A 13,456-nucleotide genomic window follows, 5' to 3' on the forward strand; every position below is an offset into this window, starting at 1 on the left:
ACCCTGGCCCAGATCGAACTCTTCACCAAGCCCTCCGAATACCCCACCGACGTCCACGTGCTGCCCAAACACCTCGACGAGAAGGTCGCCCGCCTGCACCTGGACGCCCTCGGCGTCCACCTCACCACCCTGCGCCCCGAACAGGCCGCCTACATCGGCGTCCCCGTCGACGGCCCGTACAAGCCCGACCACTACCGCTACTGACCGCCGTGGAGACCGTTGGCGACGAACGCGACGTACGCGAAGTGCGCGACCCCTGGCTCCCGGACCTGTTGCTGCGCACCGAACGGGACGCGCTGCTGCCGCTGTTGCGCCGCACGCCCGAAGCCTCGTACGGGCTGCGGACGGCCTGTCCCGGCTGGACGGCGCGGGACGTCCTCGCCCACTGCGCGGCGGCCCTCGTACGGATCGTGGAGGGCAGGCTGGAGGAGGGGGTCTTCCTGCCCGCCGCGAACGCCGCCGATGTGGCGGAGCGGGCGGACTGGCCCGTGCCCCGGATCATCGACGAGTTGGAACGCGGGCTCACGGAGGCCGGAGCGGCCATCGCCGCGGGCGACGGCACGCTGGACGCGGTGGCACTGGGGGAGTGGATCCACGCGGGCGACGTCCGCGAGGCGTTCGGGGCGCCCGGGGCGTACGGCGGAGGGAGCCTCGCGCTCGCCCTGCCCCTGCTCCGCACCACCAGCCGGAAGCGGGACACCCCGCGGCTGCTGGCCGACATCGACGGCCACGGGGCACCGCTGGACCTCGGCAGTACCGTGCCCGGCCGTCCTCCGGCCAGGTTCAAGGGCGATGCGGCGACGCTGATCCGGCTCTACTCCGGCCGTCCGCTGGTCGGGACGCGCTACGCGTTGGAGGGTGCGGTGGAGGCGGAACTGCTCATCTACCGGTGACCCGTGACCCGTGACCGACGACGCGCACCGGCCGGGCCGGGCCCCGCTCCGCCCTCGGGCACGAGCGGGGTCCGGCCCGGCCGGTTTCCGGGGTCGGTCCATACGATCAGCAGTCGATCAATCAGCAGTCGATCCGCACGACCTGGAAGGCCTCCGCCATCCGGCCCGAGGGCAGTCCGGCCGCCCGTGCGTGGTCGCCGAGCCAGCTGCGCAGCAGGCCGGACAGGTCGTCGAAGTGGGCGGTTTGCGAGGTGTGGATGCGCAGGGCCTCCACCTTGCGGTCGAAGACGGGCGTGACGTCGACGTACCGGTTCGGCGTGGGGCCCGTCATCAGCCACAGCTCGGGCACGATCCACGGCTCCAGGCCCTCCTCCTTGAGGAGGGACGGGTGCGCGAACGGGTTGCGGGCCTCGGGGTAGATGGCCCGCAGCGCGGCGTCACCGACCGCCCGGTGGTCGGGGTGCAGGTCGGCGATGCGGCCCCAGTTGATCTCCGGGCTCGGTATCACGGCGCGTTGGGGGCGGACCTGTCGGATCACCCGGCACAGGTCGCGGCGCAGCTCCAAGTTCGATTCGACGTAGCTGTCGGGGTAGCCGAGGAAGCGCACGTCGTCGACGCCGCTGCGCTTGGCCGAGTGGACCTGCTCGGCGCGCCGGAGATCGCCCATGGCCTGGCGCGGCAGCTGCTCGTCGTATCCGCCGGCGCCGCCGTCGGTGACGATGCAGTACGTCACCCGGGTGGCGCCCTGTGCGATCCACCGCATGACCGTCCCGCTGACGCAGAACTCGATGTCGTCCGGGTGCGCGGCCACGACCAGCAGGGATTCCGGCGCGCTGAGGTCTGTGCGATCGGTCGCGAAGTGTTCCATGCGATCAGCGTGTTGGGCGGGGACGTGGGCCGCAAGGCGGGTCCTCTGGCGTACTCGCGACATGACATCTCTACGCCATCGCGCAGCCCGGACGACCCGTCGGGCCCTCGGCCGGCCCGGCGTGGGCGGGCCCGGGCCGCCTGGCGTTTCCACGCATGGCGTGAACGCGCAACCCAAAATCAGACCGCTTGGTTCGTTTCTCTGTCACGCTTTGTCCGGGCACCCCGCTCTCCCCGGGTCCTCCCGCGGCGTGCGGAGCGGGGCGGGCCGCCCCCCTTCCGTTCCGAGTCTCGCTGCGTACTTCGCACCACAGCGTCAAGGAGGTCCCATGAGCACCCCCGTATGGATCACCGCGACCCCGCCGGCCACCCACGGCGAACTTCACGTCGGCCATCTCGCAGGACCGTACGTCGCTGCGGATGTGCTGTCCCGGTACCTGCGGGCCGAGGGCGAACCCGTCCTGTTCACCACCGGTACCGCCGACCACACCAGTTCCGTCCACGTCCGCGCGCTCCGCGCCGGCCGCAAGCCGGAGGAGGTCGCCGAGGGCTACCGGGAGGCGATCACGGCCGACTGGCTGCGCTCGGGCGTCGAGTTCGACCACATCGTGCGCCCCCGCCAGGACAAGGGCTACGGACGCTGGCTGGCGGACCTGTTCCGGCGGCTCCACGCGGAGGGCGTCATCGCCGCCCGCACCCGCCTGACGCCGTACTGCGAACCGTGCGGGCGCTGGCTCCACGGAGCGCACGTGACCGGGTCCTGCCCGCACTGCTCGGAGCCCAGCGACGGCGGCATGTGCCACGAGTGCGCCCGCCCCAATGACGGCGGCGACCTGTTGGAGCCGCAGTGCGTCCAATGCGGGTCCCCGGCCACCCCCCGACGTTGCCGCCGCCTGTACATCCCGCTGGAACCGCACCGCGAGGCCCTCGCCGACTACTGGGCCGCCACCGGCCTGCCACCGCGGCTGGCCGCGCTGTGCGAGTCGCTCGCCGAGGACGGCCTGCCCGACGTCGCCGTGTCCCACCCCGCCGGGTGGGGACTGCCGGTGCCGGTCGACGGTTTCCCCGAGCAGCGCATCGACGGCTGCTTCGAGGCCGCCGCGATGCACCTCTTCGGTCACGGCGACCGTCCCATGCCCGAGCGGGCCATCCACTTCTGCGGCTTCGGCCACGCCTTCTGTCACGCGGTCCTGCTGCCCGTCCTGCTGTTCGTCCAGGGGGTCGAGCTGCCGCAGCGCTTCTGCGTGAACGAGGCGTACGTCATCGACGACCAGGCGCTGTCCTGGGGGTCGGGGGAGAAGGCCTGGGCGCTGGACCTGATCACCGAGTACGGCTCGGACACCTTGCGCCGGCACGTCCTGCAGGCCCGTCCCGTGGCCGCCCGCACCGCCTTCCACACCGACCGACTGGCGTCCGCCCGGCGGGAGTTGGACGAGAGCTGGAACAGCTGGTTGGCGCGCCTGTTCGTCGCCGTAAGGGAGGAGTGCGCCGGCCTGGTTCCGCCGGCGCTGCCCGGCGGCGCCGGTTGGGAGGTGCTGGAGCGCCGGCTGCTGCGCGGGGTGGAGGACCTGCGCGAGGCGTACTCGCCCGAGGCGTTCGACCCCCGCAGGGCGATGGCCCTGCTCGACGAGATGGTCCGGTCGGTCTCCGACTTCGGTCACGTCAACGCGCACGAGGCCCACCGCCCCACCGCGGGACGCCGGCACCTGCCCGTACTCGCGGCCCAACTGGCCGTGGCCCGCGCCCTCGGCGCCTGGGCGCGGCCGGTGATGCCAGAGGGCACGGACCGGCTGGCCGCCGCGCTCGGCGTGGAGGCGGGCGGCCCGGTGTCCGCCGCCGTCCTCGTCCCACCCGCGGCGGGCACCAGGCTGGCCCCTCCCTCGGGGCCGGTGTTCGGCTTCTGACCGGGCCGGGGAACCCCGGCCGCGAACGGCACGACGGCAGTACGGCACGACGGCAGTACGGCACGTCGGCAGTACGGCACGACGGCGCACGGCGATACGGACGCCACGACACGACAGCGCCACGGCAATTCGGCACCACCGCACGACGACAGAAATCCCTTCTTCGCCGCGTGAACCCGCGCCGGTCACACGGTGGTACGGGGCGCACGAGGCCCCTGCCCGTAGGAGCTCCACGTGTCCCTGCGCGTCGCCATGCTCAGCGTCCACACCTCGCCGCTGCACCAGCCCGGCACCGGGGACGCGGGCGGCATGAACGTCTACATGGTCCAGCTCTCCCGCGCCCTCGCCGAACTCGGCCTCGAAGTCGACCTGTTCACCCGCTGTCGGGGCGAGGCCATGCCACGCTGGGCCGACCTCGGGCCCGGCGTACGGCTGCGTCACCTGGAGGCCGGTCCGCGGGCCGCGCTGCCCAAGGAGGACATGCCCGCTCTGGTGGTGCCGTTCTCGCTGGCGCTCCTCAAGGAGGAACGGCGCTACGACCTGGTCCACTCCCACTACTGGCTCTCCGGCCAGGCCGGCCGGATCGCCGCCGTCGGCTGGCGGGTGCCGCTGGTGCACACCGCCCACACCCTGGCCCGCGTGAAGAACGCCGCGCTCGCGGACGGCGACACCCCCGAGCCCGCGTCGCGGATCCGCGGCGAACGCCAAGTGATCGGTTCCGCCGACCGCCTCATCGCCAACAGCGCCGACGAGGCGAAGGCGTTGCGGGAACTGTACGGAGCGGAGTCGGCCCGGACGGAGATCGTCCGGCCCGGCGTCGACCTGCGCACGTTCGTCCCCGGCCGGGGGCGGGCGGCGGCGCGGGCCGCGCTCGGCCTGCCGGCCGACGCGTTCGTGCCCCTGTACGCGGGCCGCATCCAACCCCTCAAGGGGCCGGACGTGATGGTGCGCGCCGTCGCCGAACTGCTGCGGCAGGCGCCCGAACTGCGCCGGCGGACCATCGTCCCCGTGGTGGGCGGCAATTCGGGTGCCGGCCCGCGCGGCGACGCCTGGGAACTGGCGCGGGAGTTGGGGGTGGCCGACGTACTGCGCCATCACCCGCCGGTGCCGCCGGCGGAGCTGGCGCAGTGGTACCGGGCGGCGGACGTCCTCCTGGTCCCCTCGCGCAGCGAGTCCTTCGGCCTGGTCGCCCTGGAGGCGCAGGCGTGCGGAACTCCCGTACTGGCCTCGGCCGTCGGCGGACTGCCGACCGCCGTGCGGGACGGGCTGACGGGCATGCTGGTCCACGGCAACGACCCGGTCGAGTACGCCCGGTGGCTGCGCTGGTTCGCCGAACACCCGCAGGCACGCGTCGTCATGGGAAGAGCGGCGACGAGACACGCCCGAACCATGAGCTGGCAGACCGCAGCCGCCCGGACCCTGGACGTCTACCAGGACGTACTGCGCGCCGAACGGTCGGGACCGGCGATGAATGAGGCAGGAGCGACGGCACGCTCCTGCCTCGCCGACGCCTCTCTCCTGGAGGGTCGAGAAGGCCGGAATTCCACACTAGCAGCTCTTTTGAGTTGACCAGGAGTGCGCAAGTGTAACGTCTCCGTGAACCTCTCCCGGAATTAGGGGAATGGGGCGGGGCGTCACTTGCGCATGCCCTTTACGGATTCCCGTGCAAGGACTCCAGATCCGCCTCAGGTGCGCTACAGAAAACTGGTCCGACCGGGGTCGGCATACGACAATGGAGAGGTCTTCGAAGGAATTCCGACGGCACGGAACCGCGAGGACGCAATGGACCTTTCGCATTCCTGGAGGAATCATGTCGGCAGCGCACACCACCGCCCCGCTCGCGAACGCCCGCCACGCCACCCCCGCCCGTCGGGCCTGTACCGCCGCCGCCCGGCCGGCGGCCCGTTCGAACGGCAACGGCTGGGACTGACCCCCCGGACGGGTCCCGGGACGCGTCCGGGACGGGCCCCGCAATCGCCCCCGGTGGCCGCGGGGCTTTTCGTCGGGGCCCGACCGGAGTGTTGCGGCGGTATTTCAGGCGGTGTTCCCGGAAGCGGCCCGTGCGGTCGATGGGTGGTGAATCAATCCAGCCATCCGAGCCGCTGTGCCCGCACTCCGGCCTCGAAACGGCTCGACGCCCCCATTTCCTGCATCAACTCGGACAGCATGCGGCTCACCGTCCGCAGGGAAACCCCCAGGTTCCGGGCGACCTTCTCGTCCTTCATTCCCGAGGCGAGCATCTTGAGCGCCGCCCGCTGCTGCTCGGACAGCCCGTCGCCGCCGAGCTCCGGCGCGACGTCGTCCCCGTACGGCGTGGCCGCGTGCCAACAGTGCTCGTACAGCGCCAGGTAGGAGCGGACCAGCGCCGGCCCGCGGGCGAGGATCGCGCCGGCCGACCGGTCGTCGGGGTGCACGGGCAGTACGGCGAACTGCTGGTCGGCGATGATCATGTTCATCGGCGCCGCGGGCGAGAGCCGGATCTCGACACCCGCCTCGACTCTGCGGCGCAGCATCTCCACCGCCTCCGGCGAGGTGGTGATCCGCTGGTGGTAGAGGGCGCGGATGCGCACCCCGTTGTCGATCTGCCGGCGGTCGCGGCTGAGCACCCGGTCCGCGACCTCCCGGACCAGGGCCGTCACGTGCATCGACGCCAGGTCGTGCCGGATGACGTCCGTGATGTCCTCCAGCACCTGCTGGATCCGCCCGTAGTCGTCGATGATCTCGACCTCGACCTCGGAACCGCTCAGCGATCCCGGGCGCAGGAACTTTCCGACCAGCGTCTCCAGGGCGCTGTACGTGCGGTCGGACTCGTCCAGGTGTTCGCGCAACCGCTCGCGTTCGCGTTGCAGCATCCGCAACAGGGCGATCTCCGGGTCGATCACGGCGACCGCGTCCGGACCCGGCTGCCAGGCTCCCGACTGGAGGTCGGCGCGAGTGGCGTGGGTGGTGCCCGTCGGCACGATGAGGCCGAGCGTGATCAGCTCCGTGCGCCATCGTTCCCGTTCCTCGGGGGTCAGCCCGAGCTCCGCGAAGACCTCGTTGAGGTTGGACACCCCGCGCAGGCGCAGCTGCTGATAGAGGGCCAGCACCCTGTCGGCCGACTGGACGCCGTCCCTGCCATCGCCCGTTGCCATAGCGAAGCGACCCCCTCATCTTACGAATCGACAGTCACACTTTGGCACATGCCCGCGAGGGAGCCCCCGCTCCGCGGAAGGGGATGTGACCGGCGTCACATGACCTGCTCGGGGTGCGCGCCGGCGCCCCGGACCTGCCGGGACGGAGTGGTCCGGGGCGGCCCGATGGGGTGCGTGGGGGCGCAACTCCCGTGCGGGGAGGGGGAGAAGGGGAGGAAGTGGATCCTCGCCGGTGTCAGTCCTGTGACGCGCCGAGGCAGTCGGGGCACAGCCCCTTGAAGGTGACCTCCGCGTCGTCCATCCGCCACGTGCGCAGTTCGCCGCCCGTGGGCTTGGGGACCTCGACGCGGACGTTCTCCACGCGCCCGCACCGCAGGCAGAGCGCGTGCTGGTGCGACGGGCCGGAGACCTCGAAGACGGCCGGCAGCCCCGGGCGGTCGAACTTCGTCGCCAGCCCGGTCTCCAGGAAGTGCCGCAGCATCTCGTAGACGGCCTGGCTGGTCAGGGTGCCCAGCCGTTCGCGGGCGGTGGCCGTGATGGACTCGACGTCCAAGTGCCCGCCCGCGGCCAGCACCTGGAGCACTTCGAGGCGCGGGCCGGTGACGCGCAGCCCCACGTCGCGCAGGCGCTGGATCACCGCCTCGCGACCGGTCGACTCCTCCACGACAGCCATCGCCGCGCCACCCTCCGTCATCTGGTCCACCCAAACCTTTGGGGGCATCGTACCTCTTGCCCGCCCTGGGGGAGGGGGTGAGCGGGGGCGGTCAGGCGCGGGCCCGGCAGACCAGGAGGACGCTGTCGGTCCGCTCGTCGATGCGGTGGTGCCCGCGGTGCTCCACCCGGAGCCCCGCCGCGCGCAGGTCCGCTTCGAGACGCCGCGGGTCCACGATCCACTTCCGGGTGGTCCGGACGACCCGCTCGGTGCTCAACTTGCCGGTGCGCACGCAGTGGTAGGCGATGCCTTCGCTCATGTCGTCCAGGTCGAAGGCCTGACGGGCCACGGCCCACTCCTCGACGCCGTCGAAGCGCGGGACGGGGAACGCCCAGGTCCGCACCGGCTCCTCGGCCAGCCCCCGCGGGCGGTGCGCGGTGAAGTCCAGGGCGAGCATCCCGCCGGGTTCCAGGTGCGCCGCGATCTCGCGCAGCAGCCCGGGCCGGGCGTGCGGCGGCACCGCGGCGATCATCGCGCCGGCCAGCAGGGCCAGCCGGTACGTGCGCCGCAGTCGCAGCTCAGCCAGCTCGGCGCGGGTCGTGACCAGACGGCGCGCGACCTGGGGCCCGATCCGCCGGCCCCAGGCCCGCAGCCGCTCCAGGCCGTCGGCGTCCCGGTCGATCGCCTCGACGGAGAAGCCCTGACGGGCGAACGGGACGGCCAGCCGGCCGGAGCCGCAGCCCAGGTCCAGGACCGGGCCGCCGCAGCGCCGGGCGAGGCTCAGGTAGCGGACGATGTCCGCGCTGTGCGGGCCCAGCAGCGCGTCGTGCAGCCAGACGGCGTCCTCGGTGGCGGGGGAGACCGATTCCAGGCCGGGCAGGAAGTCCGCGGGGGCCGGTACGGCGCCGCCGGCCGGGTACGGGGCGGCCGGGTGAGCGGCCGGCGGGGCCGGGGCGGGCGCCAAGGCTCCCGCGCCCGCTGCGGGCGCGGTCGGCGCGACCGGCATGACGGGCAGGAAAGTGCCGCTCGGTGTGTGCATCGCTCCTCCAGGGGCTCGCTCGGTCCGACCGTCCGAGGGCGGTGGTCCCGTGCCGCCGGGAACGCTCCGCCGCTGGTGAAATCCTGTCCTGCGACGCAGGGTCGGGGCCAGAGCGGCGGGCTGCGTGAACACGCGATGGCGTGGATCTGCCACGCAGGCCGGGAGCGGGGAGAGGCGCTGGTTCAGGCCAATCGGCGGAGCGGGCGGCCGAGCCGGAGCGGGGTGAGCGCGGTGAAGCCGTGGTGGGTGAAGAACGGCAGGGCCGGGGCCTCCTCGACCGGGAGTCCGATCCGCTGGGACAACGCCCCGTGCGCCCGCATCCGCTCGGTGGCCGCAGCCAGCAGGGCCGTACCGACTCCTTCGCGGCGCCGGGTCGGAGTCGTGCACAGGGCGTAGACCTCGCCCTCGGAGGCGACGGGCACACCGCCCGAGACGGCTCCCAGGACGGCGCCGTCCGGACCGGCCGCGACCAGCCAACCGAGCCAGCCGGGCGCCCCGCCCGGAATTCCAATTTCCGCTCTTATGCGGGGCAGGGCGCAATGGTCCGACACCAGCCGACCCACCCGGATTTCACCGAGGGCGCTGCCGTAGTCCTCGCGAATCGCCTCGGCGAGGAGCCGGGATATCGCCGTCGCGTCACCGGGCGCTGCCGTCCGCACATCAGCCAGCAGCATTCGCTCCGCCCCTCTCGCCGCACGGGTCCTGAGCCCGCACGCGCCCAGAATAGCGGGCAATTCGAGTGGTCGGGGGCAAGGGGAAATCTACGAATTGGCTTAGTAAATAGCCGGGTTGGGGAGAACGCGGGTGGAAGCGGCGGACGGGGCCGCTTTCACGAGGTCCAACAACAGGCGACGACCGTGGGAACGATGACCGACATCGCGGCCGTCACCGCGAGCAGCCCGCGCAGGACCGCGTGCCCCGCCCGGTGCGGCGTCAGGATGCGGCGCATCCGCACCGCCGCCGACGGGCCGCCCGCCGCGAACGCCCGGCGGGGCGCGTGCCCGGCCGCCAACGCGTAGAGCGCCCTGGCCAGCGCGTCCCGCGAACAGCCGCGCAGCGCGCGGTCGTCGGCGGCCATCTCCAGCAGCAACGGCACCGCCTGCCCGCCGATCCGGGCCAGGGGCAGCCGGCGGAAGACGGTCGAGTACGCCCCCGCCGCCGCGAGCAACAGGTGGTGCCGGCCCGCGATGTGGGCCCGTTCGTGGGCGAGCGCGGCGGCCAACTCCCGGTCCGTCAGGACGTCCACCGCCCCCGAGGAGATCACGACCCGGCGCGAGCGCCCCGGCAGGCAGTACACCGCCGGGCGCGCGTCGTCCAGTACGGTCACCCCCAGCTCGGCGTCGTACCGGCCGACCAACCGCAGCAGTTCGGCGTGCCTGCCGCGGGCCCGGCGGGCCCGCACGAGTTCCCGTACGAAGCCGGTGCCGGGCAGTGCCAGGACCGCGAGCGCCGCGGTGGCGGCGAGGAACTCGCGCGCCGTCCCGTCCGCCAGCCGTTGGGCGGAGGGCGGGCTCAGGGTCAGGGCGGAGTCGATGAGCCGGTGGCTGGTCTCCGCCGGCAACAGGAGTTGGGCGGGCAGCATCGCCGTGGCGAGCGCGAAGATGGAACCGGACATGATCCACACGGCCAGGCCCAGCCGTGGCACCTGCTGGGCCCAGCGGGCGCGCAGCAGCATCCAGGGGATCAGCAGGCCCGTGATCAGGGCGAGTCCGAGGGGCGGGAGGACGTGGTGGTTCACCGGGTGCCTCCGGTCGGGCCGGCGGGGCGGTCGGGGTGGGCGGCGCGCAGGGCCTCGTCCAGGGCCGCCACGTCCTCGTGGGACATCCGCTCCACGAACCGCAGCAGGGTGGCCCTGCGGTCCTGACTGTCGCCGAGGGCGTCCTGCATGAGCGCGGCCGTGTACTCCTCCCGGCTGCGCACGGCCTCGTACATCCAGGCCCGGCCGGACTTCTCACGGCTCAACCAACCCTTGCGGTACAGGATGTCGGCCACGGTCATCACGGTGGTGTAGGCGACCTTGCGGCCCCGGTTTATGTCGTCGACGATCTCGCGGACCGAGGCGGGACGTTCCCACTGCCACACCCGGTCCATGATCTCGGCCTCCAGCTCTCCCAGCCGGCGTACGCGCATCCCTCTCGGCCCCTCCCGCTCGCGAGCGGCTCATGCTACGGCCCGCCCCCGCACCGGCCCGTACGCCGGCCGCCGGCCGGTACCGGGGGAGGGGACGGACCCCACCGCGCGCACGCCGAGCAGCCCGGTCGGCGGATGTCGCCGACCGGGCTGCTCGGTCATCAGGTGGAGCGCGGGCCCGGAGGGGCCTACGCGCGGACGAGACGGGCGATGGCCTCCGTGGCCTCGCTCACCTTCACCCGCGCGCTGTCCCCGCCCCGGGCGGCGGCCTCGACGACACACTTGCCGAGGTGCTCGTCCAGCAGGGTCACGGCGCAGGCCCGCAGCGCCGCGTTGACCGCGGACACCTGGGTCAGTACGTCGATGCAGTAGGCGTCCTCGTCGACCATCCGCTGTACGCCGCGGATCTGGCCCTCGATCCGCCGCAGACGTCTGATGACGTCTTCCTTCTGTTCTCCGTAACCGGCCACGGGCGTTCCTCAGTTGGCGGCGGCCCGGAAGCCGCGCAGACGCAGGCTGTTGCCGACGACGAAGACCGAGGAGAAGGCCATGGCCGCCCCGGCGATCATCGGGTTGAGCAGTCCCGCCGCGGCGAGCGGCAGCGCGCCCACGTTGTACGCGAACGCCCAGAACAGGTTCGAGCGGATGGTGCCGAGGGTCTTGCGGGCGAGCCGGATGGCGTCGGCCGCCGCCCGCAGGTCGCCCCGCACCAGAGTCAGGTCACCGGCCTCGATCGCGGCGTCGGTACCGGTGCCCATGGCCAGACCCAGATCGGCCTGGGCGAGCGCGGCCGCGTCGTTGACGCCGTCGCCCACCATGGCGACGCTGCGCCCCTCGGCCTGCAGCCGCTTGACGACGTCGACCTTGTCCTGCGGCATGACCTCGGCGATCACCTCGTCGATGCCGACCTCGGCCGCGACGGACTCCGCGACGGCCTTGTTGTCGCCGGTCAGCAGGATCGGGGTGAGACCGAGGGCGCGCAGCCGCCGGATCGCCTCCGCGCTGGTGTCCTTGACGGCGTCGGCGACCTCCAGCACGGCACGCGCCTCGCCGTCCCAGGCCACGGCGATCGCGGTACGGCCGGCGGCCTCCGCCTCGGCCTTGGCCCGCTCCAGGTGCGCGGGCAGCGCCATCGCCCACTCGGCGAGCAGCTTCTCGCGGCCGACGAGGACCGCGTGCCCGTCGACGACGCCCTGCACGCCGAGCCCGGGGACGTTGGCGAAGTCCTCGGGGGTGGGCAGCTTACCGACCCGGGCGCTCGCACCGGCCGCGACGGCCTGGGCGATCGGGTGCTCGGAGGCGTGCTCCAACGCACCCGCCAGGCGCAGGACGTCGCTCTCGGCGACGCCCTCGGCGGTGTGCACCTTGAGCAGGGTCATCCGGCCGGTGGTGACGGTGCCGGTCTTGTCCAGGACGATGGTGTCGACCTTGCGGGTGGTCTCCAGCACCTCGGGGCCCTTGATCAGGATGCCGAGCTGCGCGCCGCGGCCGGTGCCGACCATGAGGGCGGTCGGGGTGGCCAGGCCCAGGGCGCACGGGCAGGCGATGATCAGTACGGCGACCGCGGCGGTGAAGGCCGCCGCGAGGCCCGAGCCGGTGCCCAGCCAGAAGCCGAGGGTGGCGAGCGCGAGAGCGATGACGATCGGTACGAAGACGGCGGAGATCTTGTCGGCGAGGCGCTGTGCTGCGGCCTTGCCGTTCTGGGCGTCCTCCACGAGCCGCGCCATCCGGGCCAGTTGGGTGTCGGAGCCGATCCGGGTGGCCTCCACGACCAGTCGGCCGCCCGCGTTGAGGGTGGCTCCGGTGACGGAGTCCCCCACGGACACCTCGACCGGAACGGACTCGCCGGTGAGCATGGAGGCGTCCACGGCGGAGGAACCCTCGACGACGGTGCCGTCGGTGGCGATCTTCTCGCCGGGCCGGACCAGGAAGCGGTCCCCGACCTGGAGGTCGGAGGTGGGCACGGTGACCTCGCGGCCCCCGCGCAACACGGTGACCTCCTTGGCGCCCAGTTCCAGCAGCGCCTTCAGGGCGGCGCCGGCCTTGCGCTTGGAGCGGGCCTCGAAGTAGCGGCCGGCCAGGATGAAGGCGGTGACTCCGGCCGCCGCCTCCAGGTAGATGTTCCCGGCGCCGTCGGTGCGGGCGATGGTGAACTCGAAGGCGTGGGTCATGCCGGGGGTGCCGGCCGTGCCGAAGAACAGGGCCCACAGCGACCACAGGAACGCGGCCGTGGTGCCCACCGAGATCAGCGTGTCCATGGTGGCCGCGCCGTGCTTGGCGTTGGTCCACGCGGCCCGGTGGAAGGGCCAGGCGGCGTACGTGACGACGGGCGCGGCCAGCGTCAGGGACAGCCACTGCCAGTAGTCGATCTGGAGCGCCGGGACCATGGCCATCGCGATGACGGGCACGGCCAGGACGACGGAGGTGATCAACCGCTGCCGCAGCGGGCGCAGTTCCTCGGAGCCGTCGTCGTCCTCGCCGGAACCGGCGGGGGAATCGGAGCCGGCGTCCGCGCGGGGCGGGGTCGGCTCCTGCGCGGTGTAGCCGGTGGCCTCGACGGTGGCGATCAGGTCCGCGACGGAGATGTCGGCGTCGAAGGTGACCTTGGCCTTCTCGGTGGAGTAGTTGACGGTCGCCTCGACGCCGTCCATGCGGTTGAGCTTCTTCTCGATGCGGGCCGCGCACGAGGCGCAGGTCATGCCGCCGATGGCGAGCTCGACCTGGGCGGCGCCGGGAGTGATGGTGGTCATGAGGGCTGCTCCTCGTTCGAGCGCGGGGTGGGGGCCGGGGCCCGGTGGACGGACCGGATCCCGGCGGCCAAGTGGTTCGGGGTGGGG

At 72.9% G+C, this 13,456-nt stretch carries 13 protein-coding genes; 4 read left to right on the forward strand and 9 right to left on the reverse strand.

Translation table 11 applies throughout. The features are described from left to right. Positions 1–204: adenosylhomocysteinase (locus ACZ4XJ_RS36400; protein ID WP_468498740.1), on the forward strand; the 204-nt coding region annotated here is incomplete at its 5' end. Positions 205–209: 5 nt separating this feature from the next. Next, positions 210–893: a maleylpyruvate isomerase family mycothiol-dependent enzyme gene (locus tag ACZ4XJ_RS36405; RefSeq protein WP_468498741.1), complete on the forward strand. Its 684-nt coding sequence runs from the start codon at positions 210–212 to the stop codon at positions 891–893. Positions 894–1,014: 121 nt separating this feature from the next. On the opposite strand, the gene ACZ4XJ_RS36410 is transcribed toward ACZ4XJ_RS36405, so the two are convergent. Beyond that, on the reverse strand, positions 1,015–1,761 hold the full coding sequence (locus ACZ4XJ_RS36410; protein WP_362876439.1) for a PIG-L deacetylase family protein: 747 nt from the start codon (positions 1,759–1,761) through the stop codon (positions 1,015–1,017). 328 nt (positions 1,762–2,089) lie between these two features. On the opposite strand from ACZ4XJ_RS36410, the gene ACZ4XJ_RS36415 reads away from it, so the two are divergent. Beyond that, positions 2,090–3,664 (forward strand): class I tRNA ligase family protein, encoded by a 1,575-nt coding sequence (locus ACZ4XJ_RS36415; protein WP_468498742.1) that lies wholly within the window; start codon positions 2,090–2,092, stop codon positions 3,662–3,664. 252 nt (positions 3,665–3,916) lie between these two features. Continuing rightward, the gene (gene mshA, locus ACZ4XJ_RS36420; RefSeq protein ID WP_468498761.1) at positions 3,917–5,233 is read left to right on the forward strand and encodes a D-inositol-3-phosphate glycosyltransferase; all 1,317 of its coding nucleotides are present in this window, start codon (positions 3,917–3,919) and stop codon (positions 5,231–5,233) included. Positions 5,234–5,745: 512 nt separating this feature from the next. Here the strand turns inward: mshA and ACZ4XJ_RS36425 are convergent. The 8 genes from ACZ4XJ_RS36425 to ACZ4XJ_RS36460 all read right to left on the reverse strand — a co-directional run bounded on the left by ACZ4XJ_RS36425 (position 5,746) and on the right by ACZ4XJ_RS36460 (position 13,369). Further along, positions 5,746–6,798: a helix-turn-helix transcriptional regulator gene (locus ACZ4XJ_RS36425; RefSeq protein ID WP_362876437.1), complete on the reverse strand. Its 1,053-nt coding sequence runs from the start codon at positions 6,796–6,798 to the stop codon at positions 5,746–5,748. A gap of 235 nt (positions 6,799–7,033) precedes the next feature. After that, on the reverse strand, positions 7,034–7,492 hold the full coding sequence (locus ACZ4XJ_RS36430; RefSeq protein ID WP_468498762.1) for a Fur family transcriptional regulator: 459 nt from the start codon (positions 7,490–7,492) through the stop codon (positions 7,034–7,036). Between the two features lie 70 nt (positions 7,493–7,562). Further along, entirely contained in the window at positions 7,563–8,489 is a 927-nt protein-coding gene (locus tag ACZ4XJ_RS36435) for a class I SAM-dependent methyltransferase (protein WP_468498743.1), read from the reverse strand. A 182-nt stretch (positions 8,490–8,671) separates the two neighbouring features. Continuing rightward, positions 8,672–9,163: a GNAT family N-acetyltransferase gene (locus ACZ4XJ_RS36440; protein WP_362876435.1), complete on the reverse strand. Its 492-nt coding sequence runs from the start codon at positions 9,161–9,163 to the stop codon at positions 8,672–8,674. Between the two features lie 155 nt (positions 9,164–9,318). Beyond that, positions 9,319–10,227: a M56 family metallopeptidase gene (locus ACZ4XJ_RS36445; protein ID WP_468498744.1), complete on the reverse strand. Its 909-nt coding sequence runs from the start codon at positions 10,225–10,227 to the stop codon at positions 9,319–9,321. Beyond that, complete coding sequence (locus ACZ4XJ_RS36450; protein WP_362876433.1) at positions 10,224–10,619, reverse strand: BlaI/MecI/CopY family transcriptional regulator; 396 nt, start codon at positions 10,617–10,619, stop codon at positions 10,224–10,226. Before ACZ4XJ_RS36450 ends, ACZ4XJ_RS36445 begins: the two co-directional genes overlap by 4 nt. 188 nt (positions 10,620–10,807) lie before the next feature. After that, a complete protein-coding gene (locus tag ACZ4XJ_RS36455; protein ID WP_362876432.1) occupies positions 10,808–11,089 on the reverse strand; it encodes a metal-sensitive transcriptional regulator in 282 nt (93 codons plus the stop codon). A gap of 9 nt (positions 11,090–11,098) precedes the next feature. Beyond that, a complete protein-coding gene (locus ACZ4XJ_RS36460; protein ID WP_468498745.1) occupies positions 11,099–13,369 on the reverse strand; it encodes a heavy metal translocating P-type ATPase in 2,271 nt (756 codons plus the stop codon). Between the last annotated feature and the right edge of the window lie 87 nt (positions 13,370–13,456).

This window comes from Streptomyces sp. NPDC029836, from assembly GCF_055574495.1.

Bases quoted from the DNA above. Each gene is read 5' to 3' on its own strand.
- ACZ4XJ_RS36410 (WP_362876439.1), bottom strand. From the start codon at position 1,761: ATGGAACACTTCGCGACCGATCGCACAGACCTCAGCGCGCCGGAATCC.
- ACZ4XJ_RS36415 (WP_468498742.1), top strand. From the start codon at position 2,090: ATGAGCACCCCCGTATGGATCACCGCGACCCCGCCGGCCACCCACGGC.
- mshA (WP_468498761.1), top strand. From the start codon at position 3,917: ATGCTCAGCGTCCACACCTCGCCGCTGCACCAGCCCGGCACCGGGGAC.
- ACZ4XJ_RS36425 (WP_362876437.1), bottom strand. From the start codon at position 6,798: ATGGCAACGGGCGATGGCAGGGACGGCGTCCAGTCGGCCGACAGGGTG.
- ACZ4XJ_RS36430 (WP_468498762.1), bottom strand. From the start codon at position 7,492: ATGACGGAGGGTGGCGCGGCGATGGCTGTCGTGGAGGAGTCGACCGGT.
- ACZ4XJ_RS36435 (WP_468498743.1), bottom strand. From the start codon at position 8,489: ATGCACACACCGAGCGGCACTTTCCTGCCCGTCATGCCGGTCGCGCCG.
- ACZ4XJ_RS36440 (WP_362876435.1), bottom strand. From the start codon at position 9,163: ATGCTGCTGGCTGATGTGCGGACGGCAGCGCCCGGTGACGCGACGGCG.
- ACZ4XJ_RS36450 (WP_362876433.1), bottom strand. From the start codon at position 10,619: ATGCGCGTACGCCGGCTGGGAGAGCTGGAGGCCGAGATCATGGACCGG.
- ACZ4XJ_RS36460 (WP_468498745.1), bottom strand. From the start codon at position 13,369: ATGACCACCATCACTCCCGGCGCCGCCCAGGTCGAGCTCGCCATCGGC.